Source organism: Vibrio sp. Hep-1b-8 (assembly GCF_006124995.1).
Classification (GTDB): Bacteria; Pseudomonadota; Gammaproteobacteria; order Enterobacterales; family Vibrionaceae; genus Vibrio.
The window spans coordinates 15,035-40,758 of the sequence record NZ_QEWN01000129.1; the positions used below are offsets into that span (position 1 = coordinate 15,035).

19 protein-coding genes and 3 pseudogenes are annotated in these 25,724 nt (G+C 46.1%); 12 read left to right on the forward strand and 10 right to left on the reverse strand.

Features of this window, described 5'->3' with window-relative positions:
- Positions 1–68: 68 nt before the first annotated feature.
- Together hrpA and DA100_RS17305 are read right to left on the reverse strand one after the other, a co-directional pair.
- The gene (hrpA, locus tag DA100_RS17300; protein WP_138973264.1) at positions 69–3,959 is read right to left on the reverse strand and encodes an ATP-dependent RNA helicase HrpA; all 3,891 of its coding nucleotides are present in this window, start codon (positions 3,957–3,959) and stop codon (positions 69–71) included.
- 273 nt (positions 3,960–4,232) lie between these two features.
- Positions 4,233–5,522 carry a MipA/OmpV family protein gene (locus DA100_RS17305; RefSeq protein WP_240800954.1) on the reverse strand — a complete coding sequence of 430 codons (1,290 nt, stop codon included), beginning with the start codon at positions 5,520–5,522 and terminating at the stop codon, positions 4,233–4,235.
- 154 nt (positions 5,523–5,676) lie between these two features.
- Between DA100_RS17305 and DA100_RS17310 the strand changes: the two genes are divergently transcribed.
- From DA100_RS17310 to DA100_RS17320, 3 genes are all read left to right on the forward strand, one after another.
- Entirely contained in the window at positions 5,677–6,042 is a 366-nt protein-coding gene (locus DA100_RS17310; RefSeq protein WP_138973266.1) for a hypothetical protein, read from the forward strand.
- Positions 6,043–6,045: 3 nt separating this feature from the next.
- Positions 6,046–7,947, forward strand: coding sequence for an alkaline phosphatase D family protein (locus DA100_RS17315; protein WP_138973267.1), 1,902 nt, complete (start codon positions 6,046–6,048; stop codon positions 7,945–7,947).
- A 77-nt stretch (positions 7,948–8,024) separates the two neighbouring features.
- Positions 8,025–8,474: a TerB family tellurite resistance protein gene (locus DA100_RS17320; protein WP_138973268.1), complete on the forward strand. Its 450-nt coding sequence runs from the start codon at positions 8,025–8,027 to the stop codon at positions 8,472–8,474.
- Positions 8,475–8,504: 30 nt separating this feature from the next.
- On the opposite strand, the gene DA100_RS17325 is transcribed toward DA100_RS17320, so the two are convergent.
- Positions 8,505–9,035 carry a 3'-5' exonuclease gene (locus tag DA100_RS17325; RefSeq protein WP_138973269.1) on the reverse strand — a complete coding sequence of 177 codons (531 nt, stop codon included), beginning with the start codon at positions 9,033–9,035 and terminating at the stop codon, positions 8,505–8,507.
- An 88-nt stretch (positions 9,036–9,123) separates the two neighbouring features.
- Complete coding sequence (locus DA100_RS17330; RefSeq protein ID WP_138973270.1) at positions 9,124–10,653, reverse strand: sensor domain-containing diguanylate cyclase; 1,530 nt, start codon at positions 10,651–10,653, stop codon at positions 9,124–9,126.
- A gap of 325 nt (positions 10,654–10,978) precedes the next feature.
- On the opposite strand from DA100_RS17330, the gene DA100_RS17335 reads away from it, so the two are divergent.
- The 6 genes from DA100_RS17335 to DA100_RS17365 all read left to right on the forward strand — a co-directional run bounded on the left by DA100_RS17335 (position 10,979) and on the right by DA100_RS17365 (position 18,865).
- The gene (locus DA100_RS17335; RefSeq protein ID WP_138973271.1) at positions 10,979–11,611 is read left to right on the forward strand and encodes a DUF2760 domain-containing protein; all 633 of its coding nucleotides are present in this window, start codon (positions 10,979–10,981) and stop codon (positions 11,609–11,611) included.
- The gene (locus DA100_RS17340; protein ID WP_138973272.1) at positions 11,611–13,530 is read left to right on the forward strand and encodes an Hsp70 family protein; all 1,920 of its coding nucleotides are present in this window, start codon (positions 11,611–11,613) and stop codon (positions 13,528–13,530) included. The genes DA100_RS17335 and DA100_RS17340 overlap by 1 nt, the downstream gene beginning before the upstream one ends.
- A gap of 61 nt (positions 13,531–13,591) precedes the next feature.
- Positions 13,592–16,414: an Hsp70 family protein gene (locus DA100_RS17345; protein ID WP_138973273.1), complete on the forward strand. Its 2,823-nt coding sequence runs from the start codon at positions 13,592–13,594 to the stop codon at positions 16,412–16,414.
- Positions 16,415–16,840: 426 nt separating this feature from the next.
- Positions 16,841–17,710, forward strand: coding sequence for a DMT family transporter (locus tag DA100_RS17355; protein WP_138973275.1), 870 nt, complete (start codon positions 16,841–16,843; stop codon positions 17,708–17,710).
- Between the two features lie 125 nt (positions 17,711–17,835).
- Entirely contained in the window at positions 17,836–18,189 is a 354-nt protein-coding gene (locus DA100_RS17360; protein ID WP_171052249.1) for a hypothetical protein, read from the forward strand.
- A 76-nt stretch (positions 18,190–18,265) separates the two neighbouring features.
- A complete protein-coding gene (locus DA100_RS17365) occupies positions 18,266–18,865 on the forward strand; it encodes a thiol:disulfide interchange protein DsbA/DsbL (RefSeq protein WP_138973276.1) in 600 nt (199 codons plus the stop codon).
- Between the two features lie 63 nt (positions 18,866–18,928).
- On the opposite strand, the gene DA100_RS17370 is transcribed toward DA100_RS17365, so the two are convergent.
- Positions 18,929–19,108, reverse strand: a complete 180-nt coding sequence (locus DA100_RS17370) for a hypothetical protein (RefSeq protein ID WP_138973277.1) — start codon at positions 19,106–19,108, stop codon at positions 18,929–18,931.
- 118 nt (positions 19,109–19,226) lie between these two features.
- Between DA100_RS17370 and DA100_RS21410 the strand changes: the two are divergent.
- Positions 19,227–19,536: pseudogene (locus DA100_RS21410) on the forward strand (DNA-3-methyladenine glycosylase I); the annotation flags it as partial.
- Between the two features lie 50 nt (positions 19,537–19,586).
- On the opposite strand, the pseudogene DA100_RS17380 reads toward DA100_RS21410, so the two are convergent.
- Positions 19,587–20,123 (reverse strand): annotated as a pseudogene (locus tag DA100_RS17380) (GNAT family N-acetyltransferase); the annotation flags it as partial.
- Positions 20,124–20,177: 54 nt separating this feature from the next.
- On the reverse strand, positions 20,178–20,639 hold the full coding sequence (locus DA100_RS17385; RefSeq protein WP_138973279.1) for a MarR family transcriptional regulator: 462 nt from the start codon (positions 20,637–20,639) through the stop codon (positions 20,178–20,180).
- 110 nt (positions 20,640–20,749) lie between these two features.
- On the opposite strand from DA100_RS17385, the gene DA100_RS17390 reads away from it, so the two are divergent.
- Positions 20,750–21,172: an organic hydroperoxide resistance protein gene (locus DA100_RS17390; RefSeq protein ID WP_138973280.1), complete on the forward strand. Its 423-nt coding sequence runs from the start codon at positions 20,750–20,752 to the stop codon at positions 21,170–21,172.
- Positions 21,173–21,230: 58 nt separating this feature from the next.
- Here the strand turns inward: DA100_RS17390 and metE are convergent.
- Positions 21,231–23,516: pseudogene (gene metE / locus DA100_RS17395) on the reverse strand (5-methyltetrahydropteroyltriglutamate--homocysteine S-methyltransferase).
- A 275-nt stretch (positions 23,517–23,791) separates the two neighbouring features.
- Here metE and DA100_RS17400 point away from each other — a divergent pair.
- The gene (locus DA100_RS17400; RefSeq protein WP_138973281.1) at positions 23,792–24,703 is read left to right on the forward strand and encodes a LysR substrate-binding domain-containing protein; all 912 of its coding nucleotides are present in this window, start codon (positions 23,792–23,794) and stop codon (positions 24,701–24,703) included.
- Between the two features lie 36 nt (positions 24,704–24,739).
- Here DA100_RS17400 and DA100_RS17405 read toward each other — a convergent pair whose 3' ends face one another.
- Together DA100_RS17405 and DA100_RS17410 are read right to left on the reverse strand one after the other, a co-directional pair.
- Positions 24,740–24,940, reverse strand: coding sequence for a DUF4250 domain-containing protein (locus DA100_RS17405; protein WP_138973282.1), 201 nt, complete (start codon positions 24,938–24,940; stop codon positions 24,740–24,742).
- Positions 24,941–25,038: 98 nt separating this feature from the next.
- Positions 25,039–25,719: a hypothetical protein gene (locus DA100_RS17410; RefSeq protein ID WP_138973283.1), complete on the reverse strand. Its 681-nt coding sequence runs from the start codon at positions 25,717–25,719 to the stop codon at positions 25,039–25,041.
- Positions 25,720–25,724 lie beyond the last annotated feature (5 nt).

Genomic DNA, 25,724 nt, shown 5'->3' on the forward strand with positions numbered 1-25,724 from the left:
AGGCTGGCAAGCTTCTGCCGTATTTGTCAAAATTCCGAACTGTATATTTACTGATGCAATTTGCATACCTAACAGGCATCAATTGCCATTTTAACTCGTTTGTCCGATACCGGATATGGTGTACCAAGTTGCTGAGCAAAGAAACTCACCCTCAATTCCTCTAACATCCAACGCACTTCTTTGACGTTATCAGGCACGGCAACACCCTTAGGTATCTTGTTAAGCAGCTCTTTGTAATCATTGCTGACCGACTCAATCTTGAGCATGTGCAAACGATCTTTGTTAGGGTCGATCGGCAGTTTTTCCATCCGACGCTCAATGGCCTTCATATAGCGAAGAATATCGGGTAGACGTTTCCAACCACACTCTGTCGCAAAACCTTTGAAGATTAACCCTTCAATTTGCGCTTTAATGTCAGACAGGGCAAAAGCCATCGTAAAGTCAATCTTGCCTTTCAGCTTCTTATTGATATTAAAAGCCGTTGTTAAAATTGTCTCTACTTGTTGAGCAATTTCTACCACAGTGTCACCTAATTCAGCGCGTACGTGCTCTTTAAGCTGTTCGAACTGTTCTGGCTCCCACACCAAACCACCTTTCTCTTCTATCAATTTATCAACACCACAAGCGATACAGTCATCGATGAGATCGAGAACTTTACCGTAAGGGTTGAAGTACAAACCGAGCTTCGATTTGTTTGGCAAGTTGGTATGCAGATATTTAATCGGTGACGGTACGTTTAACAATATCAAACGGCGCTGACCGGCTTTCATTGCTGAAATTTGCTCATACTCGGTTTCGTATAGCTTGATTTCGACGCTGTCTTTGCTGTCAACGATCGCTGGATACGCTTTAACGTCATAACCACCGCGTTTCTGCTGATAAACTTTCGGTAGCTCGCCAAAGCTCCAAGTGTGCAAACCCTGCTGCTCAATATCATCGTCAGCAACTTTTGACAGGGTTTCCTGCACCTTATCTTTTAAGCTCTCTTTGAGTTCATGAAGGTTACGATGCTCTCTGAGCTTGCGGTTGCGATGATCAACGGCACGGAAAGTCACCTTCAAGTGGTCGGGAACTTGCTCTAGATTCCAATCTTCGCGAAGTACTTCTACCCCCGTCATTCGACGTAACTCTTTCTCCAATGAATCCAGCAATGGCGACTCAAAAGGCGTCGAGCGTGCTAAAAATGCATCAGCGTAGTTAGGGGCTGGCACAAAATTCTTACGAATAGTCTTTGGTAACGACTTGATAAGGCTGACCACCAGCTCATGACGTAAACCAGGAATTTGCCAATCAAAACCAGCGGGTTCTACTTGGTTTAATATTGGCAGCGGCAGATGAACCGTTACACCGTCGTTATCTTCGCCAGGCTCAAACTGATAACTTAGTTTGAGTTTTAACCCATTCTGGTGCCAGAAGTTAGGGTAATCCAGATCAGTGACATGACTGGCATCGCCTTTAAATAGCATCTCTTTTTCAAAATTCAGTAGCTCTGAGTTTTGTTTCGATGCGTTCTTCCACCAAGTATCAAAATGTTTGCCAGACACAACTTCGGTGCCCACGCGCTGATCGTAGAAATCAAACAGTTCATCATCGTCAACCAGAATGTCACGGCGACGAGATTTGTGTTCGAGCTCTTCAACTTCTTGCAATAACTTACGGTTTTGCTTAAAGAAAGCATGTTTGGTTTCCCACTCTCCTTCCACTAAAGCACTGCGAATAAAGAGTTCACGGCTGACGACTGGGTCAATGTTGCCGTAGTTAACCAAACGCTTTGGTACAATAGGCACGCCGTAAAGCATCACTTTTTCGTGAGCCATAACCGCAGCACGTTTTTTCGACCAATGTGGTTCGCTGTAACTGCGTTTAATCAGATGCTTCGCTAAAGGCTCAATCCACTCTGGCTGAATCTTGGCGATAATACGCCCCCATAGCTTGGAGGTCTCCACCAACTCAGCCGACATGATCCACTTCGGCTGTTTTTTGAACAGACCTGAGGCTGGAAAAATATGAAAACGAGCGTTACGTGCGCCTTGATAATCATTTTTCTCTTGGTCTTTCATACCAATATGAGAAAGCAAACCAACTAAAATCGCACTGTGCACACCTTGGTAGCTCGCCGGTTCGTCATTGAGTTTAAAGTCCATTTCACGCATTGATTGATGGACTTGGAAGTAGACATCCTGCCACTCACGAACACGCAAGTAGTTCAAATAATCTTGCTTGCACTGTTTGCGGAACTGGTTGCCCGTCAATGCCTTTTGTTGCTTCTGAATGTAATCCCAAAGGTTTACCAAAGTCATGAAATCTGAATCTTCATGGAAGAAGCGACGGTGCTTGTCATCCGAAGATTGCTGCTTGTCACTTGGACGCTCACGAGGATCTTGGATCGAAAGCGCAGACGCTATGATCATTAGCTCCTTCAGTGCACCATATTTAGGCGCTTCAAGTACCATGCGTGCCAAGCGCGGATCGATAGGCAATCTTGCTAATTGGCGTCCAATCGGCGTCAGGCGTTTTTTCGGGTCTTTCGCTTTTTCATTGATCGCACCCAACTCTTCCAGCAAACGAACACCATCTTGGACATTTCGCTTATCTGGCGCTTCGACAAATGGGAAAGCTTCAATATCACCCAGTCCCAATGCCGTCATCTGCAAGATAACTGAAGCTAGGTTGGTACGCAGGATTTCTGGATCAGTAAACTCTGGACGAGCATTAAAATCCTCTTCTGAATACAAACGGATACAGATCCCTTCCTCAACACGACCACATCGACCTTTACGCTGATTTGCACTTGCTTGAGAAACTGGCTCAATGGGAAGACGCTGTACTTTAGTTCGGTAACTGTAACGACTGATACGCGCAGTACCAGGGTCAATCACGTATTTAATACCTGGTACCGTCAATGATGTTTCGGCTACGTTAGTTGCCAGCACAATTCGACGTCCGGCATGTGGCTGAAAGATCTTGTTCTGTTCGCCAGCTGACAATCTCGCATACAGAGGCACAATTTCTGTGCTCTTTAGATTGCGTTTTGCTAATGCATCAGCGGTATCACGGATTTCACGCTCACCGTTCATAAAGATCAGGATATCACCCAGACCCTCTTCACAAAGCTCGTCAACCGCATCGAAAATGCCCTGCAGTTGGTCACGGTCAACATCGTCATCACCAAAAAGTGGACGGTAGCGTGTTTCAACAGGGTAAGTACGCCCCGACACTTCGATGATCGGTGCGTGACCAAAATGCTTAGAGAATCGCTCAGGATCGATCGTTGCAGACGTGATAATAATCTTTAAATCCGGACGACGCGGTAACAGCTCTTTGAGGTAGCCGAGAATAAAATCGATGTTAAGGCTACGTTCATGCGCTTCATCGATAATGATGGTGTCATACTGGTTCAGAAAACGGTCATGCTGAATTTCAGCCAGTAGAATACCGTCCGTCATTAACTTGATCTGTGTATTGTCAGAGATTTGGTCGTTAAAACGAACTTTATAACCCACAAACTCACCGAGCTGTGTTTCCATCTCTTGTGCAATACGACTAGCGACAGAGCGCGCCGCAAGACGTCGAGGCTGGGTATGACCAATCAGACCATATTTTCCACGCCCGAGTTCGGCACAAATTTTTGGCAGCTGTGTCGTTTTTCCTGAACCGGTCTCACCTGCAACGATCACGACCTGATTCTCTGCTATCGCTTTCGCAATATCGTCTTTTTTCTGGCTGACGGGGAGGATTTCAGGGTATTCGATTGTTGGTGAGCTATGCCCTCGCTGCTCTGCTTCCATCATAGACTTGGCAATATCAAGCGCAATCTCATCAAACACGGCAGAGCGTGAGGCGTCATTCTTAATTTTACTGGCACCCGAAATACGCTTACTCAAACGGAAGCGGTCGCGCAGCATGCACTCATTTAGGGCTTTACGTAACGTGGCTGCGCTATTTGTTGATGCAGTCATGTTGGTCTCTTTTTTAGGCTGTGACGAAGTCAAAGCATTTCCTATTTTTTATTTCTCATTCAAAAGCGTGCGAATTGTATCACACAACTTACCGTCAGGCTTACACCACTCTGTTCTGCAAACATGTTAGCGTCTAAACAAAGCTAGTGTTATACGAGTAAACCGTTCCCAGGAAGCACTATCATGGGCTCGTTAGAGTTTTAATGGCGATGAAAACCGAGCGGCATCACTGCCGCTCGGTTTTAAGAGTTTGGCCCAGCTAATCGGCTCGGATCAAAAATCGATCTGGACGTAGATGGAATTGTAGTTACTGCCACCCTTAATGCGCCCGTATTGAGAGGCTTTTTCAAAAATCGCGCTGCGATGATGCAAAGAGTATCCGACCCAGACTTTATCGAAATCGCGGCTATTGAACAGATCCCCGACATTGACATCAAAAGAAAAATCAAGATAGTTCAAATAGTTACTAGGTGTGTAGCCTTTCGATTTCATCTCTTCATGTTCGATGTAAGTAAAACTGTCGATATAAGAGACACCCTCTGCGAAACCAAAACGCCATTTGGTTGGCCAATCAACGGTGTAATATGCCTTAATCGCCGCAACATATTCAGTGGCTGACGACTGAACGTCTGATGACCAATGGTGAACAATACCCGGCGTGAAATAGATATCAAGCGGAACGCCAAAGATCTCATCGGTTAATGGGTGTCCATAAAACAACGAAGTCAGTTGGTTATTATAGGGATCTTTCTCGGTGTTAAATTTCATAATCTCACCGATATTGGATGGCGTAGCCCAACCGTGTGCAACCCTGAAATAACGCTTGTTGGTTAGCTCGGATTTTGGCGCTTTACTCTTGTCATTAAAGAATCCAAAGCCAAGATAAACTTCACCTTGATATCGGTCGTTAATTGCAGAAGCGTTATAAGCATTATTATCGAGACGAGTGACACTGGTCGCGCCAAGCAAGTACAAGTTGGAGTAAACATGGTAGCGTGCACTTACCCCTAGCTTAACATCCACCCCTGCGCCAATTTGTTCATTGGCCTGCCTCGAAAAGGCGTAATACTCGCTATTAAAATCAGCACCTTTATAGCGTACAGTCAGATGAGGTTCCAACTCCCAATCGCCAAATTCATAATATCCTGAGGCCGTGAGGTTGGCATGAATACGAGAATCTGAATCAGACATCAGTTCGCTATCAAGATGCCACTGCTGGTCAATTTGGTATCTAAGTTGAGCACCAAAATCGAAGGTATCGCCTTGGAGGGCATTTTGTGCCGACGCAGGAATATCGACAAAACGTAAGCGCATTAAACCATTCAACTGGTAACGCTCGTCGTCTGATGTGTAAAGATAAGCGCCACCTTCAAGTCCATTGACGAAAAAGTGGTCATTATTAAAGTACATCAGGGGAACAAACGTGCTGACGGTCTGATCCTCACTCTGAGTATTAAAAGGAATCGACGCCATTCGATACACTGCTGCTATACCCCAATCTTGTTCTCCGATTGAAGCGTCTTGGCTTGCGAGCAGTTGCATTGATGTCATGCTGCTAGCCATGGCGGCTAAGGCAATGAGACGTTTATTAAATGTCATTATTGGTCCAAAAGTGACGAAGAGAGCCAAAATCTAGCTAAACATCGCAGTTAATACTTATGTTTCTTGGTCATTCGTCGTTAAAATATGTATATATGATCCACTAAATCAAAATATTGTGAAAGCATCTGAACTAAAAAGTTTATTAAATTCACTGCCAGAAGGGAGTGATCCAGACATCGTAACAGGTGAAGCCTGGCTACCAGAGCGCCTGATTGATACGTCACAAGATGGCGAAATGATGTTTTTGCATTTCGACTCAGCACCAGAAGAGACTCAGGGAGAAGAGGAAGGTCGCGGTTTTGTCGAACATGAAGTCGCCATGATCCGCCATCGCTTTGAACAGATTCTTGAAGAAAGTTCGGACACGAAAACGAAAGCAGATGCCATGCTGGCTCTTTTTCTCATGGGTCATGAACTTTCCAGCTCAGACATCATCGAAATACTGGAAGACCCTGAAGTCCCTGAGCCACCCACTGAGTAGTCAATGAATAGTAAGTTACCCTTTGTTATCGCAGGCCCTATATTAAGAAAAACAACCGCCAACGACTTGGTATTTTGGCTGGTTACCAGTGAACCACTGCAAGGCAAATTTGAACTCAATCTAGAACCAAACCAAGGTCAAATTTTCAGCCAAGACCTCGAACAGTGTAACCAGTTACCGCTTGGCGCTCACTGCTATCTCACCTTGGCACACTTCCGAGGCCAATTTCCGACCGATGTCGCCCTCAGCTACCAGTTTGTGACGCAGTATGGCGCAATAACGGAACTTTGCCCCTACCTGCTGTACGAGGATGAAATCTCACTAACATTTCGTATCTCAACCAAAGCTGACTATATACTTCATGGCTCTTGTCGTAATCCTCACCATCCAAGCAAAGATGCACTGGTTGCGGCGGATAGAAAAGTCGCGACGCAAGAGTTGCAGCAACGTCCTGACTTGCTAATGATGAGTGGTGATCAAATCTATGCAGACCATGTCGCTGGCCCGACGCTGGATGCCATTATTCAAACCATTCAACTTCTTGGATTACCAGACGAGCGCTTCGAAGGCGCACCTTTCTCCTCGAGCGAGCAGCTGTTTGCACACCCACACTGCTATTATTCGAGAGATAAACTCCTCCCGCACTATGTTGACGACGGTCATTGGTTAACCAAACTGTTGCCACATCGAAACGCGCCAATATTCAGTTCTCGCGAAGCAGAGAATCATCTGGTTACCTTCTCAGAGTTCTTCGCGATGTATCTGCTGGTTTGGTCACCCGCTCTTTGGCATTGCGTCAATATGGATCGCTTGCTCGACGCGGGCTTTACACATGGTGGCCAAGCGATATCACCAAAATTTCAACACAAGTGGCGCGAGGAAAAAGCAATCATAAGCCAGTTTGTCACTGGCTTACCTATGGTACAAAGGTTGTTCGCCCACATCCCTACCTACATGATTTTCGACGACCACGATGTCACCGATGACTGGAACCTCACTATCGGATGGGAAAAGGCGGCGTACAGCCACCCTCTTTCAAACCGAATCATTGGCAATGGGTTAATTGCGTACTGGCTCTGTCAAGGCTGGGGAAACGAGCCTGACAACTTCAACCAAGAGTTTCTCGATGTAGCGAATCGCTTTATCCAACAACCTAGTTGCCACGCACAAGACGATTTTATCCGCTACCTATATACTTTTGAACGCTGGCACTACACCATTCACAGCTCCCCAAAAGTTGTCGTGTTGGATACCAGAACACGACGCTGGCGGTCTGAATCTCGCATGAACAAACCTTCCGGTTTGATGGATTGGGAAGCCTTGATCGAGTTTCAACATGAGCTAATGCATCAAGATAAGGTCGTAGTGGTGTCGGCGGCGCCAATGTTTGGCGTTAAGGTGATCGAAGCTTTGCAGAAAGTGGCCACCGTGATTGGACAACCTTTGGTGATTGATGCTGAAAACTGGATGGCGCACCCAGGAAGCGCGAACACACTCCTAAGTATCTTTACCCATACCAAAACACCGACCAATTTTGTGATTCTGTCGGGCGATGTTCACTACTCATTTGCTTACGACATCAAACTGAGGTTCCGACGTAACAGTCCAAACATATACCAAATCACCTGCAGCGGCTTTAAAAATCATTTTCCAGAACCTCTGCTGGCAATCTGCGATCATGCCGACCGTTTACTATATTCCCCCCGCTCTCCGCTAAACTTTCTCACCAAACGTAAGCGGCTAAAAATCAATAAGCGCGATCCAGAGACACCAGGAACACGTAGATTAGTTAACACCAGCGCAATTGGTGAGTTGAAACTGGATCAACATGGCAAACCATCGCGAGTTTCGATTTTGACCGCAGAGGGCGTTGAATGGGACTTTCCTCCGATAAAGGAAAAGTAAGGTTTATGTAAAGTGACTTGTTATTGCAGCTATTCATCACTATCTATAGCTGTAGAGACAAATTTGAGGCAACAACTATGTTGAATTCCATTACCCAACTCTTTAAGCAACTCCTTGATGGGCAAGATCTGGGACACGCTAACACAGGCGAGCCAACTCTGGCTATCGCTTCCCTTCTGTGCGAGGTTGCCGGTGCCGATCATCAGGTCAGTGAACAAGAAAAAATAGCCAAGAGACATCTGCTCGAAAAACTTCTCGCGATTGATGAAAATCAGGCAAGAGGTCTGCTCGCGAGAGCGGAACAAAACAGCAAAGAGGCTTCATCACTCTATGAATTCACCTCTCAACTTAGAGAACTGAGCCAAGAAAAACGTTTTGATTTGATACAAGCGATGTGGCAAGTGGCGAACGCCGATGGACAAATCGACCCATTAGAAGACTCTGTGATTCGAAAAACTGCCGAGTTACTTTACGTTGACCACAGTGAGTTTATTCGCGCCAAGTTGTCGGTCACTGACCAAAAATAGAAAAGGGAGCGTGAGCTCCCTTCGTTTTTATCACAGCATTGTCAGTGCCAGCTTAGCTAAGTTGTACGCGTCTACGTAACCAGAGTGCTGGCGACCTTCCCACTCAATACCTTTACTTTCTTGAGCGGCTTTATGACCTATTCTTTTGTCTTTCAAGCGGTTTTGAATTCGATATAAAGTGGCAAGGTTGATGAATTCATTGAAGGGCATATCAATCCCTTTTGCTTTGCACTCCGCACGCAACACGCGATCATCTCGCCCCCAAGCGGCGTATATCTTATTTGTGCCACCAAAGTTTTTCACCATCGACTTAATCACTTCGCTAAGCGGACGCCCTTGTTTTTCTATTTTTCGCGGTGTAATTCCGGTCAATTGAGAACAGAACAGTGACACTTCATCGTGCTCAGGTTTAACGTAGTACTGAGCTCTCTTAACAATTTCACCGCTAGCGAGATCAATTTCCGCAAGCCCGACTTCAATAATTTCGCCAGTGGTACCGACACCGTTTTCATTCCAACAGCACATTTCCAAATCGAAACAAACTACACGGTTATGGTTCATGGTTCGCCTTTGTTGACAATATTGTGAAAGCGTAAAATTCTACATCAGAAATTTGAAAAACTCGACTGCTTGGCCGTTGAGTGTTCAGTTATTCCGCGATTGATACACAATTACGGCCAGTCTGTTTACTCTTGTACAATTGTGCGTCAGAGGCTTGCATTATGCTCTCCTCATCTTCGTGACGTCTAATGGCAGCGCCAATACTCAATGTACAACGAATCTTTTGTCCACCATAGGTATGCACAAGCTCAGCGACTGCACAACGAATTACATTCAGATAATCTCTTAACTGATCTTTGTTCGTGACTTTAGAAAGAATACAAAACTCATCGCCACCCATACGTACAAAGATATCTTCTTTAACCAAATGTTGTTGAATAAGTTTCGCGACACACACAAGCATTTCGTCACCTGCAACATGACCAAAGTGATCATTGATTAACTTAAATCTATCAATGTCAAAGGTGATCAGAGCAAAGCTCTGATTGGTTTTGACCAGCTCGCGTAAATACTGGTTAAACGCTCTACGGTTATAAATACCCGTTAAAGAGTCATGCACAACAAGGAACTGTAGCTCCTGAGTACGCTCATCGAGAAGTACCGCTAAGTGCTCTTTGTCTCTCACTAGCAAATAGACAATAAAACTCAACAGACAAGCGATCGTTAGGCCTGAAAGAAAGATAGCTGCGAGCACCAAAGAGTCATTGCGGGTAACCTGCCTGTCGAGTTTAAAATCGACTAGCCATTCACGATTGGGCAACACCACTCGTTTAGTAATCTCGATACCTTGGGTGTAGTTCCAGTTTGGGCTGCGGTAGAGGATAGGATCATCTTCGGCATCAAACCCCATGTCCGTAACTTGTACTAATAAGTCCTGTTCCGTTGCGGTTCTTACCACAATCGATTCAAAGTATTTGGTTGAACGAATGACACCAATTACCACACCAATCAGTTGATCTTCGTGTTCTAAATCGAACACTGGGTGATAAACAAGAAGACCCGATTTCGCAATACTCCTGTCGAGACCATCTTGTAGCAAACGAACTTTATCCGATACGCTTGGCTCGCCTTTCATCGTTATGTTATTCAGTACTCGTTGAAAGCGCTCACGCGACGAGTAGTAACCCAATACGCTGATGTTTTCTGGGCTGCGAGGGTAAACATCAGAAGCGGTGTAGACAGGTTGGTTATCAGTCATGATATAGCCGGTCGTTTTCTCACCATCTTTGGGTACTGTGTAAATATTGAAATCAGGAAATGTTTTCCGCACCTGTTCAATATGACTGGGAATGTCCTGCTTCTCGACACGTTGCATCCATTGCAAAGCGATCAGCGTTGGTGAAGACGAAACCACTTGATCAGCAAAAACCGGAAATCTGTCCCAATCCTGTGGTTGCGTAGAATGAAAAAAGTTCGCCCCAGCACCGATAAAATGGAGATCACTCTGAACAATTTGTTGGAGATTTTCTGCTTGCTGGTCAGCCAGTTTATCGACTAACGAGATGGTATATTTCAGCTGTGACTGATACGCAAAGTAAACCGCATAAAATGCAACGAACAGAGAAAAGAGAAATGTTAAGAAGGGATAAAGGAAGTGCTTTTTATTAAGTCGTTGCATAACGCATTTTATGTTTACAGCTTTGTCGAAATATCGCTCACATTGTAGCCCTATCCAATTGATGACTTAAAGCGCAAACAACAATTTGATATGAAACAATTTACGTTTCGTGGCGCATGCCTCTTTTTGCGGCAAAATTCGGTCAAAAACGGACCAAACGGTGACGAAAATTCCTGATAAGACTTGTTTTACTAGCCGAATGGCGACTTGATTATGTTACTATCTGCCCCAATTTATCAGAATAACGTGGTTCTCGTTCCAAGCTGAGAACCAAAGCAGAGATTGAGCCAATCTCTCCTTTCATTAAATAGTTAAGAGAAATGTCATGACGTTCGATTTACAAATGATCCCTCAAACGTTCGATATGCTTCACGCAGGCCTCGCTGCATCAAGCGTTTTACTTCTTCTTATTGCGGTGTCTCGCAAATCTAAAGTGATCGAGAAAGTGGTTGAGAAGCCAGTTGAAAAAATCGTCGAAGTCGAAAAACCTGTCGAAAAGATCGTTGAAGTTGAAAAAGTCGTTGAAGTCGAAAAAATCGTCGAGAAAGTCGTCGAAGTAGAATCAAAACTTGCAACCGCTTCAACCGACTCGGCGATGCAACTCCTTGCGCTAATGCAGCAAGAAGCACGATTGATTGATTTCCTCAAAGAAGACCTGACTTCATTCTCAGATGAAGAAGTCGGTGCAGCCGCTCGTGTTATCCACACCGGTGGCCAGAAAGTGCTTAGTGACTACGTCACACTAGAACATATTCGCAATGAAGACGAAGAGACGCGAATCACTATTGAACAAGGTTTCAACCCACAACAAGTTCGCCTTACAGGTAACGTAACGGGCAGTGCACCATTCCATGGCACACTCGTTCACAAAGGCTGGAAAGCAAGTTCGATGAATCTGCCAAAGCTGGCTGAGAACTATGACGCAACCGTTATTGCTCCTGCAGAGGTAGAGCTGTAATGGAAACGCAAAACATTGCTCAACAACCGACTCAAGAGCCGCTGGCTAAATTTAGTGTGGGTATCGACTTAGGCACCACTCACTGTGTGCTTTCTTACGTCGATACAACCGATGAAAACGCGCGTGTTGAAGTCATGGCGATTCCACAACTAACCGCACCTGGCACCGTGGAGAATCGGAATCAGTTGGGCTCGTTCCTATACCAGCCTCATGAGCACGAGATGAACCCTGTGTCTCGAGTCCTTCCATGGACATCACAGCCAACCGCGCTGGTTGGTGCAATTGCGCGAAATCTAGGCTCAAAAACACCGATTCGTTTGATTGCTAGTGCAAAATCTTGGCTGTGTCACGGTGGTGTAAACCGCCGTGACGCTTTCCTACCCGCAGGCAGCCCAGAAGAGGTTGAAAAAGTATCACCTCTGCGAGCAACTGAGCTCTATTTAGAGCATCTAAAACAAGCGTGGGATTACGGAAATCCGAATCATTTACTTGCCGATCAGGACGTGACCATCACCGTACCAGCATCGTTTGACCCTGCGGCACGTGATTTGACCGCAGAAGCCGCTCGCAACGTGGGTTTTGTCCACCTTACTTTACTTGAAGAGCCTCAGGCAGCGTTGTACAACTGGATTGATAACAGCAATGACAAGTGGCGCGATGAGGTTTCTGTTGGCGATATCGTACTGGTTGTCGATATCGGTGGTGGTACAACCGACCTTTCTTTGGTTGAAGTGACTGAGGATGAAGGCAATCTCACCCTAAATCGTATCGCGGTTGGTGAACATATACTCCTTGGCGGTGACAACATGGATCTCGCCCTCGCCTATCGCTTGAAAATGAAACTAGCTCAAGAAGGGAAAGAACTTCAGCCGTGGCAAGTTCAAGCCATGACACACGCTTGTCGCGACGCGAAAGAGGCCCTTCTCAACGATAGCGAGCTACAGTCGGTTCCTATTGTGGTACCTAGTCGCGGCTCTAAGCTGCTAGGCGCAACTTTAAAAACTGAGCTAACACAGCAGGAAGTTCAACAGACTCTTGTTGATGGATTTTTCCCTAAAGTGGCGGTCACTGAACAACCTGTGCAGCGTAACCGTGCTGCTCTAACTCAGATGGGTCTGCCTTACGCTCAGGATGCAGGCATCACACGCCACATCGCCGCCTTTTTAACGAAACAGGCCAATGCTCAAAACGGCGAGAATCCGGCTCAAGACTTCAATCCTTTTGCCAATATGGGTGGCAGTGCTCAACCATCGAGTGATTTTATTAAGCCTACTGCTATCTTGTTTAATGGTGGTGTACTTAAATCTAACTTGCTCGCTCACCGTCTTGAAGAGACCATCAATGAGTGGTTGATTGATGCTGACTGTGAAATGGCAAAACGACTCACTGGCGTTGACCTAGATCTTGCAGTCGCAAGTGGTGCCTCTTACTATGGCGCTGTTCGTCGTGGTCAGGGCGTACGTATCCGCGGTGGTATTGCTTCAAGCTACTATGTGGGGATCGAAAGTGCGATGCCAGCCATTCCTGGTATGGCTCCACCAATGGAAGCATTATGTGTTGCACCATTTGGCATGGAAGAAGGTTCTCAAGTTAATGTACCAAGTCAGGAATTTGGTCTGATCATTGGTCAGCCTGTCAACTTCCAGTTCTTTGGTTCTACGGTTCGCCGTGACGATGAGGCTGGGACACATCTTGACCACTGGGCACCAGAAGAGCTAGACGAGCTACCAGAAATTCAGGTAACACTACCCGTCACCGAAGGTCGCCGTGAAGGCGAAGTCGTGCCGGTTACCCTAGCCTCACGCGTTACTGAGCTCGGCACGCTATACCTAGAAGCTATCGCTGCCGACAATGGCCAAAAATGGCATGTAGAGTTTGACGTGCGCGAAGACGCAAGCTCGAATACACAATCACTATAAAAATTTAAGCGGCACCTTTTGGTGCCGCTTTTCCTTATCTCGTAAACAAGGGTTTTGTTCTATGGCATCGCCTCGTTTTTTAGTCGGTATCGATTTAGGTACAACCAATACGGTTGTCGCATTCTGTGAAATTACTGACGACCTACAACATTCCAATGTGTCCCTGTTCGACATTGACCAGCTTATCGGACCTGGCGAAGTGGTTAGAAAGCCGCTTCTTCCCTCTTTTCGCTACCATCCCGCACAAGGTCAGATATCTCCGCTTGATTTGACATTACCTTGGGACGAGCAGCCCGTTGCTGGCGATATTCCCCATGTCATTATCGGCGAATGGGCTCGTGAACTGGGCGCCAAAGTAGAAGGCCGTCAGGTATCAAGTGCTAAAAGCTGGTTATCACACCAAGCGGTCGATCGCCGCTCTGATATTCTTCCTTGGGCAGGAGCAACAGATGTCGACAAAGTATCGCCGGTCATCGCCAGTGCCAGCTATCTCAACCATATTCGACAAGCATGGAACTACCGTCATCCTAGTAATAAGCTGGAAGACCAAGATGTCGTCGTAACCGTTCCTGCATCATTTGACGAAACCGCGCGTAAGTTGACCCTAGAAGCCGCTCAACTGGCCGGACTGGACAAGATCGTCTTACTCGAAGAGCCTCAAGCCGTTTGCTACGATTGGTATGCACGCCACCAGCACAGTGCTGCCGATGAATTGAAACAACTGCCCTTAATATTGGTGTGTGATGTGGGCGGTGGTACTACCGATTTGAGTTTAATCGAAGCTCGCTTCAACCCCGATGCCAACCATGACGAAGCACTAAATCTCGATCGTATAGGCGTTGGTGAACATCTAATACTGGGGGGGGATAACCTCGATCTCGCCCTAGCTCACTTAGCAGAACAGCGATTCAGCCAAAGTAAAAAACTCAATGCAGCTAGCTTAACCAAGCTTATTCAGCAAACACGCAAAGCAAAAGAAAACCTGCTTTCTTCTGACGCACCTGAAGAAGTTAAAATTACTATGTTGGGTAGCGGCTCCAAGCTGCTTGGTGGCACCAAAAGTATTGCAATCAGCAAAGAGGAAGTTCACCAAATCGCACTCGATGGTTTCTTCCCTCTCTCCGACTTTAACCACACACCCGATAAGAGACGAAGCGCCGTTGTCGAGTTTGGCCTGCCTTATGTCGCCGATCCTGCTGTTAGTAAGCACATCGCTGAATTCCTAAATCAACACCAGCAAGTTTCCTATGCCGCACTAAACCAGCAAGATGAATCCCAACCGGCTATCCCTGTAGGGCTTCTACTCAACGGGGGCGTGTTCAACAGTGAACTCGTGACTGAACGTGTGACTAGGCTTCTCAACAACTGGCGAGGTTCGGCGGTTACTGTACTCGACAACCCTCATCCTGACTGGTCTGTCGCACTGGGTGCTGTCGCCTTTGGCAAAGCACGCCGTGGCGCTCAGTTAAAGATTGGTGGTGGTGCAGCCCGTTCTTACTTTTTGCATCTGCAAGAAAAGAACAAAATGGGCAAAGCATTATGTCTATTAGCCAAAGGAACGGAAGAAGGGCATGAAATCCGCCTAAGCGGACGTCGCTTCTCTCTCACTTTGGGTGAGCCCGTTCGTTTCAATCTTCTCACCACGACTCACGATACACTTGCTAACAAGACGGCCATCCAGAACGGTGTTATGGTTGATGTCGAACCTGACCTATTTGCGCCTCTTCCCCCTTACATCTCTACTTTGCAAGGCGAAGGGGTTGAGCTGCAGGCTAACCAAAAAGAGCGTGTTGAAGTGCAATTGGCTTGCCAGTTGACGGAAGTAGGCACACTTAAAATGGAGTGTGTTCATACTGAAGATGACACCAAGCGCTGGGCTGTGGAATTCGAAGTCCGTAATCAAAAAGCCGAACAAGACCAACAGCAAGCACTGCATCCTCGATTGAATGAATGCAAAGAGCTGATTGCTCGTATCTACAGTGGCAATAAAAAAAGCGCTGAATCGAATGAGATTAAGACACTTGCGAAAGATTTAGAGAAAAAACTGGGTAAGCGCGACGATTGGGACTTCACCACGCTGCGTCAGTTGTTTGATTCCTTTGCACTCGGCCGCAAACGTCGACGTCGCTCAGAGCAACACGAGAAAAACTGGCTTCGTCTTGCGGGTTTTGCGATGCGACCTGGCTTTGGCGATGCCACTGACTCTTGGCGGATCGAGCAAGTGTGGGGACTCTACCAGCAAGGTATTCAATTCAAAAACCATCAGGGATGGACTGACTGGTGGGTATTCTGGCGTCGCATCGCTGGTGGATTAAACCAAGAACAGCAGGAAACGATTTTAGCAGACATTGCAAAATACCTTCATCCAGGCGCGATGAAGAACCCTCAATCAGCGAAAGCAGCGCAAGATATGGGCTATGAGTCCATGGTTCGCTTGGCAGCCTCTCTTGAGCATCTTGAGGTCGAAGATAAGGTTTTACTTGCGTCATGGTTTTTAAGCAAGGCCATCAACTTTAACCAGTTTGAACAGGCTCACTGGTGGGCGCTAGGTCGACTCGCATCACGTACTCCCCTTTATGGCAGCCAACACGCCGTCATTTCTCGCGAGCAAGTGGAACAGTGGTTACCTAAATTACTTGAACAAAACTGGCAGAAAGAACCAATGATCGCTTTTGCTGCGGTGATGATTTGCCGCAAGACGGGCGATCGCCTATTCGATATTAGCGACGATGTCCGAGCTCAAGTCATAGCGAAGCTAAAACAGAGTAAGGTTCCCGACTCATGGCTCCTTCTGGTTGAACAGGTCAAGGCGTTGTCCGACAGTGAATCCAAACGAGTATTCGGTGACGCACTTCCAAGTGGTCTGACACTGGTTCACCACTAACCAGATTGCAGACAGCCTTATGCTTGGCTGTCTGCATCAAACATTCCTCTAGCCAGCTACTGAAATTACTCGTAATATCTTCTTTTTACGACGTAAACAGCGCATGAAAAAAGAGAACTTAATCGGCTTACTCACTGCCTCAGTTAGTCTGCTGGCACTTATCTATCTGCTTGCGGGCGATTCTCACTTTCCGATCATTCAATGGCCTTATCAAGCGCTTCAGGGACTGGTCTTCTCCTTTGTATGGGGATTCGGTGTTTCCGCCAGCGTCGGTTACGCTTATTCCATTTTGCTCACACTCGGTGTGTGCATCATTTTCTTCGCTATCGGGCATAAGTTGACGCGAGTCCTCACAAGCAGTAGGAAGTAGACGCTTGTTACATTTTAACTAAGGAGAGTAATATCGTTATTCGATCAGCCACATGGATGCTTGGCACCTTGTTCTCTTTCTGCTTGATGGCCGTTGGTGCTAGAGAGTTAAGTGGGCAACTCGGCACTTTTCAGGTTTTGTTTTTCCGTGGTTTGATAGCCTTAACGATCATATCCATCGTCATCCTAGTCACTCAGCAACAGCACTTAATTTATACCAAGCGACTAAAGCTTCATACGGTACGCAATCTCTTTCACTTCGCAGGTCAATACGGGTGGTTTATTGGTATTGGCTTGCTTCCTCTTGCTCAAGTATTTGCCATTGAATTTACCGTCCCCCTGTGGACAGCGATTATTGCCGCCCTATTTTTAGCAGAGCAACTCACCAAGCGTAAGCTAGTCGCTATGACTTTGGGGTTTGGCGGCGTGCTTTTCATAGTCAAACCAGGATTCGAAATCGTGACTCCCGCAGCATTAATCGTGCTCGCGTCAGCCGTTTGCTACGCCGTATCTCACTCATCAACAAAATCCCTTGCTCGCACAGAGCACCCACTAACGATATTGTTTTTGATGTGTTTAATTCAGTTGCCAGTGAGTTTCTCACTCGCCGTCCCTGATTGGCAATTTCCCGCAGGCAGCCAATGGTTTTGGCTAGCCATTATTGGGGTGACAGCCCTCTCCGCCCACTACTGTATGACCAAAGCACTTCAATTAGCCGATGTTTCCATCGTAGTGACGATGGATTTTTTGCGTTTACCTGTTATCGCTCTGGTGGGCGTTGTTCTCTATGCAGAAGAATTCCAAATCTCACTTCTGGCTGGCGCATTACTGATGTTAGCGGGCAATCTGATCAACCTATACCAAGCAAAAAAAACCTATCATGCACAAAGATTGTCCCTCAGAGAGCGTTTGCGTAACAGAATTTAACCTATTGAGTAAGTTCCGTATTTTTTGCCGAAATGTTAACTCATCCCCAACCTAGGTCAACGGAGATTTATATTGATGAAAAAATCCGTTAAGCTCCACACCATAAGTTAGTTAGGATCAAATTGTTGTTGGTTAGTCGCTCTATCATGATCGCATTCATCGTTACATTGGCTCTGCTCTTCAGCAGCGCTATCGTGAGCGTGCAAGCTAGCGAACCTAACGCTGAATCAACATTTTTATCCTTAGACAGCAGTAAAAACCACTACCAGATCCACCCTGTTCAATGCCCTAAACTAGTGAGCTATAGCCAAGCTTCCGGTCATCATTGTTGTGCTTCAATCTGCCTGCTCAAGTTACCAACGACGCAGTCTATTTCTATCGGTGTTCAAGAAATGCCGACACTGACCCCTCGCTATCTTGATGATATTGGCAAGGCTATCACACGTTCAAAAACCTTATTTCGTCCTCCTATCACTTAAACCTAGATTCAATTTTCCTGCCTCCCACTGTAAGGCAATCTATCTATTTACTTATTGAATTCATTAGGAATAAGCAATGAAAAAAATATTATTATTCTTCACTACTATGATGTTTTCGCTTGCTGTAAACGCTGCGCAATTTGAACAAGGCACTCACTACAAAGTGTTGGAAGAACCAAAATCATCAACCTCGAAAGTAACCGAGTTCTTTTCCTTCTACTGCCCGCATTGTTACAACTTCGAGCCAGTGATTAATCAGTTGAAAGCGAGCCTTCCCGAGGGCACAAAGCTAGAAAAAGTACACGTTGCCTTCATGGGGAACGACATGGCTGTGCCTATGGCAAAATCATACGCCACCATGGTTGCACTAGACGCTGAGGAAACCATGGTCCCCGCTATGTTTAAACAAATCCATGAACTGAAAGCTCCTCCTAAAGATGAGCAGGCTCTTCGCCAAGTGTTTGTTGACAATGGTATCGATGGTAAAAAATTCGATTCTGCGTATAACAGTTTCGTCGTTAATTCAATGCAACGTGGTTTTGACAAACAGTTCAACAAGAGCACGCTAACTGGCGTGCCAGGGGTTGTGGTCAACAATAAGTATCTCGTTAAAACAGAACAGATCGGCAGCTTCGAAGAATACAGCCAGTTGGTCAACTACCTACTCACACTTTAAACTTGAAAATATACGCGAAAGCCAGAGCGACACTGCTCTGGCTTTTTCACTTTCGACGCCCCGCTAGCAGCGTCCTTTTTTGGCTTGACCTGGCGGACAGAAGGTTGAGTTTGAGTCGGAGCTTGACGATGACTCTTTATTCGAAACCTTAACTTCAACATCGCGATACTCACCTTCGACACGGTTAATTTGGCAACCAGAAACAAAAATACTCACCGCAAGCGTTAACCATAAATTTTTCATTCTTTGAACTCCTATTTTTTGCGCAGACTTTAATGCCTTGTGGCGCTACTATGTCATTGAGCGGTTAACTTGTGTTTTGCTCTGGTCAGAAGCGCAATTATTAAAGGAGAAGATCACAGTGGCTTTGGAAAGATTTGATAACATTTACCATCGAGCGGCTCAGCGTAAAGGTGGTGAACAGCAGTTGGAATCCTTGCTATCTCGCCCGTTATCTGCCGAGCAACTGCGGAAAATCGGTGATGACTGTTGGTTTTAAAGTTGAGCCCTTATTGATGCTGTCTGATGAGCAATGGGACAATAAAGCCGCAAATCCAAGCATCATTCGCCATCACGCTAAAATCAGGTCAATACAGGCCAATGCGCTAATGATTCATGAGGCGGCATTGGAGCATGGTACGTTCGCAAACATGGTCGCTGACTGGCCGAGATCAGTCAGACCATCGCCTACAGTACTGGTGACAATCGAATCAGTTAGTCGCCACTGTTCACGCGTCATTCTATATAGACAATGGCGCTTAAGCTCATGACCAGTCGGCAATTTCGGGTGGTCAAAATCTTGCCCAGTGTTGAGCATGCCTATTTTTTCCATCACTCTTTGCGAAGGAACATTGGTCAAAGCTGTAAATGAATAAACCTGTTCAAGGTTAAGTTGCCTGAACGCATAATCTAACGCCGCACAAGCCGCTTCGGGGGCGTAGCCTTTCCCCCAGTGATGAACATCAAGTCGCCAGCCAATCTCAACCAATGGTGCATTAGGGATTCCACTGTCTTCTGCTTGCTGATGCAAGCCAACGAAGCCGATAAACTCTTGAGTCTGTTTGATCTCCAGCGCCCAAAATCCCCACCCGTTTAGATTGATAAGTTGACGCATAACGTCTAGCTGCGAATCACTTTGCTCGCTAGTGAGGCGTGAGGGGAAATAGCGCATCACTTGTGGATCTGCATTCAATCGGCGATAGGGTTCTCTATCAGACTCACGCCACTGGCGAAGGATCAGTCGTGATGTTTCTATCATATATTCCTCTTACCTGCTGACTATCTTTATCCTTGCCTTAATCACTGAGGAAGCCTAATCCTCTAGAGTTTTCAGTACCTTTTGACACAGGTTTTTTAGGACGATGAGCTCTTCAAGTTCTAATGGGATTTTGCACTTCATTTCTGCTGGAATCTGTAATGCTTGCTGCTTTAATTTGGCTCCAGAGTCAGTCAGTTTTAGTACTCGTACTCGTTCATCTTGCTCGCTACGTCCACGTATAACAAACCCTTTGCTTTCTAAGCGTTTAAGAAGCGGCGTTAAGGTGCCTGAATCTAGGTGTAATCGACTACCGAGATCCTTAACATTGATACCATCACTCTCCCACAACACCATCATCACCAGGTACTGCGAATAGGTAAGATCTAAGTTTTCCAGCAATGGCCTATAGGTACGGATCACCGCATTGGCGGCGCTATAAAGTGGAAAACAGATTTGATTGTCGAGTAAAAGACTCTGTTCCGCACTGAATGAATTGTCACTTTCGCAGTAAGACATGATACACCCAAAAAAATAAGTTGCGCACAATATACTTGCATTCAACATAACTTTCGATATAAGATTGCTAGCAATTAGATTGCGCACAACTTAAATTAAGGATTTTCAGCATGACGACGTTATACCAAACTCAAGCAACAGCATTGGCAGGCCGTAATGGTCAAGTTAAAACAGACGATGGTTTACTGGATTTAGAGCTTTCTTACCCTAAAGAGATGGGTGGCTCTGGTCTTGCCACTAATCCAGAACAATTATTCGCAGCCGGGTACTCTGCCTGTTTTTCTAACGCTATTCTTCACGTTGCACGAGAAGCAAAAGTTGCCTTGAAATCCGCCCCAGTGACAGCTCAAGTGGGTATTGGCCCGAACCAACAAGGTGGTTTTGCATTAACGGTAAGTTTAGCGGCAACGTTAGCGCTACCGCAGGAGCAAGCACTTGAGTTAGTGAAAGTGGCTCATCAAGTCTGCCCATATTCAAATGCTGTTCGTGGCAATATTGATGTTGCGGTTACAGTCAATGGCGAAGCGATTTAAACGTGTTAAAACAATAATGCCGACCTGAGGTCGGCATTATTAGTTTTTCAGGGTAATTCTATGACTGGTAGGTTTTTCGCAGCTCCTTAGCAGCAAGAACCATGTTCGTGAGTGACGCTTCCGTCTCTTTCCAGTTACGCGTTTTGAGACCGCAATCTGGATTTACCCATAGACGTTGAGCCGGAATTTTCTCAGCGGCCTTGTTAATCAACCCCTCAATCCACTCTTTACTCGGAATGTTAGGCGAGTGAATGTCATACACACCAGGGCCAATCTCATTCGGGTAGTTAAACTCTTCAAATGCTTTGAGAAGCTCCATATTTGAGCGCGACGTTTCAATGGTGATCACGTCAGCATCCAGTGCTGCGACAGAATCAATGATTTCGTTAAACTCTGAGTAACACATGTGGGTGTGGATCTGAGTCTCTGGTTTGGCACTAGCCGCTGAAATCTTAAACGCATCGACCGCCCATTCAAGATACGCTTTATGGTCACGCTTTTTAAGCGGTAAGCCTTCACGAATTGCAGGTTCATCGATCTGAATAATGTTAATACCCGCCTCCTGTAGGTCAGAGACTTCATCACGCAGCGCAAGTGCCAATTGCTCAGCAATCTGTTTACGCGAGATGTCCTCACGCGGAAACGTCCAACATAGAATTGTCACTGGCCCCGTTAACATCCCTTTCATCTGTTTCGATGTTAATGATTGTGCATAGGTCGACCATTCAACGGTAATTGGTTTTTCGCGCTCAATATCGGCAACAACAATGGCCGGCTTAACACAACGCGAACCATAGCTTTGTACCCAACCAAATTGGGTGGTCTGGAAACCCGCTAGATTCTCAGCAAAGTACTCAACCATGTCATTACGCTCAGCTTCACCGTGTACCAGTACGTCAAGATCTAGCGCTTCTTGTCGCTTCACTGCATCAGCGATATGACCTTTGAGCGCTTGGTGGTACTCAGCCTCAGACAATTTCCCCGTTCGATAAGCACTGCGTTGTACTCGAATTTCGCTCGTTTGTGGAAATGAGCCTATTGTGGTCGTAGGGAAAAGCGGCAAACCCAAGACTTCACTCTGATGCGCGGCGCGCTCCACATAGGGTGCACTGCGCTCTGCCAGAGACTTTGTAATCTTGTTGAGGCGGGATTGCACCTGTGGTTTGTTAACGTGCGTTGCGGTCTTACGCGCTTGAATTGGCGCACTGTAAGTATCACACGCTAAGATCGCCTCATGATCACCATCTAAAGCTTTACCCAACAACGCCACTTCTGTCACCTTCTGTTTGGCAAAGGCAAACCAACTAGCGACCTCCTCACTCAGGTTTGACTCTAGTTCTAAGTCAACAGGGCTGTGTAACAGTGAGCATGACGTTGCCACCCAAAGTCTCTCTCCGAGCGTCTCTTTCACTGGTTGCTATAAAGCAAGCTGTGTACTGAGATCGGCACGCCATACATTGCGACCGTTGACCACACCCGCAGATAAAATCCAGTTTTGTGGTAGATTTTTTGCCACAACATCTAGCTGTTCTGGAGCCGCAGATAAATCGATATGTAAGCCGTCCACTTGCAGTTCAACAATCTTATCAAGCGTATCAACGACCGAATCAAAATAGGTAGTAAGCAACACTTTAACGTCACAACGAATCACCTGATAGGCAAGTTTGAACGAGTCTTGCCATGCTTTATCCAGTTCAAGAGCTAAGATTGGCTCATCTATCTGTACCCACTCAACACCTTGCTTTGCAAGTTTTGCCAAGATAGCTTGATAAGCCGTTAACAGGCGAGGAAGCAGTGACAAACGGTCAAAGCCTTCGTCCACTTCTTTGCCTAAGTACAAGTAGCTTAATGGGCCAAGCAGCACAGGTTTAACGTTGTGACCCGCTTTAATCGCTTCATTAACTTCTTCAAACAGCTGGGGCCAGCTTACTTCAAAACTGTCATCCTTGCTGAACTCAGGTACGATGTAGTGATAGTTAGTGTTGAACCATTTAGTCATATCTGACGCTGCATGACCACTGCATCCGCAACTTGCCTGAGATTGACCTCGTCCGACCTTAAAAAGTGTATCAAGATCAGGGAATCCATCTCGATGACGCTTAGGTACATGACCAAGGAGCAAAGTGGTCGTCAGAACGTGGTCATACCAAGCAAAATCCCCTGCCGATACAAAATCCAGCCCCGCCTCTGCTTGTGTCGCCCAGTTATTATGACGCAGTGTTGAACCCACTTGTTTCAGTTCAGCCTGATCAATTTCTCCGCGCCAGTATTTTTCGAGCACGAATTTCAGTTCGCGTTTTTCACCAATTCGCGGGTAGCCAAGAATGTGTGTCGTTGTTGTCATGTCGTGATTCCTTTTGATTCTGTTTCTAGCGTCTGTTTGTGCATTTACAACATCATCAAGATGTCTGGATGGCTAAACTATCTCGCCAAATCTTCACGACAACAATCTCCAAATATTCAACATGTTTATTAGATTTCTTCATGGTGGCGTTTGGCTTAGCTCAATGGGCTCATAGAGATTGGAATTTTATTTTTAGCCATCTAGATGTTTACACACCCAAAAAACAAGCTAGGTTAATATAATTCATGCGAATGACATCTATCTGAAGGGAATTCATGGTCGAGCTAAAACACCTCCGTACGCTAACAACACTGCGAGACACTGGTTCGCTGACCGCGACAGCCACGACTCTCCATTTAACTCAGTCCGCACTGTCTCATCAGATAAAAGATCTTGAAGCGAGGATTGGGGGTCAACTCTTTCTGCGTAAAACGCGTCCAGTTAAGTTCACCTCCGAAGGCGAGATTTTTTTAAAGCTCGCCGATGAGGTGTTGCCTCGCGTTGCCAAAGCTGAGAATGAGATTGCCAGTCTCAAAGAGGACGTAAATGGTCGGCTACACATGGCGATTGAGTGTCACTCTTGCTTTCAGTGGCTGATGCCTGCGCTCAAGGAGTATCAACTTGCTTGGCCAAGCGTGACGCTCGATTTTTCGTCAGGATTTGGCTTCGAACCATTACCTGCGCTACTTGCAGGCGAGTTGGATTTGGTGATTACCTCCGACATTCAGCCAAGATCCGAAGTCCATTACGAGCCTCTATTTGACTTCGAAATGCGATTGGTGACATCGATTTCCCACCCCTTGGCACAAAAACCGGCCATTGAGCCACAGGATTTAGCCGATCAGACAATGCTCTCTTATCCGGTTCAGAAGAATCGATTGGATGTCGTTAAACACTTTTTGCAACCCGCCAACGTAGAACCAGCAAAATGGAAGCAGGCTGACAACACTCTGATGCTGATCCAGATGGTCTCTGCTGGTCTTGGGGTTGCCGCATTGCCTAACTGGGCCATCAGTGAATTTTCGAGACAGGGACTGATTGCCAGCATCCCGCTGGGGAATGGTTTATGGAGACGGCTATTCGCCGCCATACGCCATTCAGATAGGTACAAGCGTTACCTACAGGCATTTTTTAATACTGCCCGTCTACAATCTCAAAGCCATTTAGACGGTATAAAAACGGTTTAGCGGAAACGATAAAGGAGGCATACGCCTCCTTTATCGTTATCTTTGGTACGCTTTAAACTGGTTCGTCAATGGGTCATAGTTGTAACCTAGCATATCCAGTTTACCTATCACCGCTTCGACATCCATTTCATACATGCTGACTAACTCTTCAAAAGAGTCACATTCCAAGCGCAGCTTTTCGTTGACAATACCTAGTAGAATTATGCTGTCAAAGCTGCCGGCATTACTAAGATCCATCACCCTCTCCTTTTGCACACTCGCCTTCTAAGCCTAGACCTAAACGGAGGAAATTGAAGTGATTCAGCTCTAATCTTTGTAGAAGCAGGCTAACAAACTTACAGCATTAACAGTGCTTGGTTTGAGGTCGCTGAAAGGAGTAAAAATGCCAGTGCCATCGCCAGTTGCAGTTTATTTATCTCTTTTGAGGTCAACATGTGCCAACACCAAATGACCACCGCGGTAATAAGTAGTGCCAAACCAACCAGTAACGGCTGAGTAATGTTGGTTAATGCCTCAGCAGACAAACCAGAAGCTTTGAGCAGTATGGCTAAACTCATCAGCATTGCCGCAACAACACCTGTCACAGGCAATATTCTATGAAACGCCTGTAAGCGAGTACGAGCAATGGTCAGCAGCAGATGAGCCAAGATTGCCCCTAAAAGGAAAACTTGGATCAGAACACTCAGGCTGGCAGCGAGAGAACTTTGCGTCGTCACTTCTATACCGACATAGGCTAACGCCAAGCCATTGGCAAGGTACATCACCCAAAGCGGACCTTGATCGCGGGTTTTCTTGGTTTGAACTTGGGTATAAAAGTAAGCAATTGCGAACACAACCATCATGGCTTCAATACGCAATGAAGAGACCGCAAGCCAAAGAATCGCCAAGGTTGGAAGCATTTTATGAATACGACCTCTTTGACCTGGACAGATATCGCCTTTAACTAAGATCAGAGTGAGAATAAGCTGCGCCCCTAACAACATAGGCGCGAAAACGGCAAGAAGTTGCTGAACCATAGTGA

Coding starts and splice junctions, on each gene's coding strand:
- DA100_RS17305 (WP_240800954.1), bottom strand. CDS start 5,522: ATGGCTAGCAGCATGACATCAATGCAACTGCTCGCAAGCCAAGACGCT.
- DA100_RS17370 (WP_138973277.1), bottom strand. CDS start 19,108: ATGAAAAATTTATGGTTAACGCTTGCGGTGAGTATTTTTGTTTCTGGT.
- DA100_RS17345 (WP_138973273.1), top strand. CDS start 13,592: ATGGCATCGCCTCGTTTTTTAGTCGGTATCGATTTAGGTACAACCAAT.
- DA100_RS17390 (WP_138973280.1), top strand. CDS start 20,750: ATGACGACGTTATACCAAACTCAAGCAACAGCATTGGCAGGCCGTAAT.
- DA100_RS17410 (WP_138973283.1), bottom strand. CDS start 25,719: ATGGTTCAGCAACTTCTTGCCGTTTTCGCGCCTATGTTGTTAGGGGCG.
- DA100_RS17335 (WP_138973271.1), top strand. CDS start 10,979: ATGACGTTCGATTTACAAATGATCCCTCAAACGTTCGATATGCTTCAC.
- DA100_RS17330 (WP_138973270.1), bottom strand. CDS start 10,653: ATGCAACGACTTAATAAAAAGCACTTCCTTTATCCCTTCTTAACATTT.
- DA100_RS17355 (WP_138973275.1), top strand. CDS start 16,841: ATGCTTGGCACCTTGTTCTCTTTCTGCTTGATGGCCGTTGGTGCTAGA.
- DA100_RS17315 (WP_138973267.1), top strand. CDS start 6,046: ATGAATAGTAAGTTACCCTTTGTTATCGCAGGCCCTATATTAAGAAAA.
- DA100_RS17385 (WP_138973279.1), bottom strand. CDS start 20,639: ATGTCTTACTGCGAAAGTGACAATTCATTCAGTGCGGAACAGAGTCTT.
- DA100_RS17320 (WP_138973268.1), top strand. CDS start 8,025: ATGTTGAATTCCATTACCCAACTCTTTAAGCAACTCCTTGATGGGCAA.
- DA100_RS17325 (WP_138973269.1), bottom strand. CDS start 9,035: ATGAACCATAACCGTGTAGTTTGTTTCGATTTGGAAATGTGCTGTTGG.
- DA100_RS17400 (WP_138973281.1), top strand. CDS start 23,792: ATGGTCGAGCTAAAACACCTCCGTACGCTAACAACACTGCGAGACACT.
- hrpA (WP_138973264.1), bottom strand. CDS start 3,959: ATGACTGCATCAACAAATAGCGCAGCCACGTTACGTAAAGCCCTAAAT.
- DA100_RS17365 (WP_138973276.1), top strand. CDS start 18,266: ATGAAAAAAATATTATTATTCTTCACTACTATGATGTTTTCGCTTGCT.
- DA100_RS17340 (WP_138973272.1), top strand. CDS start 11,611: ATGGAAACGCAAAACATTGCTCAACAACCGACTCAAGAGCCGCTGGCT.
- DA100_RS17405 (WP_138973282.1), bottom strand. CDS start 24,940: ATGGATCTTAGTAATGCCGGCAGCTTTGACAGCATAATTCTACTAGGT.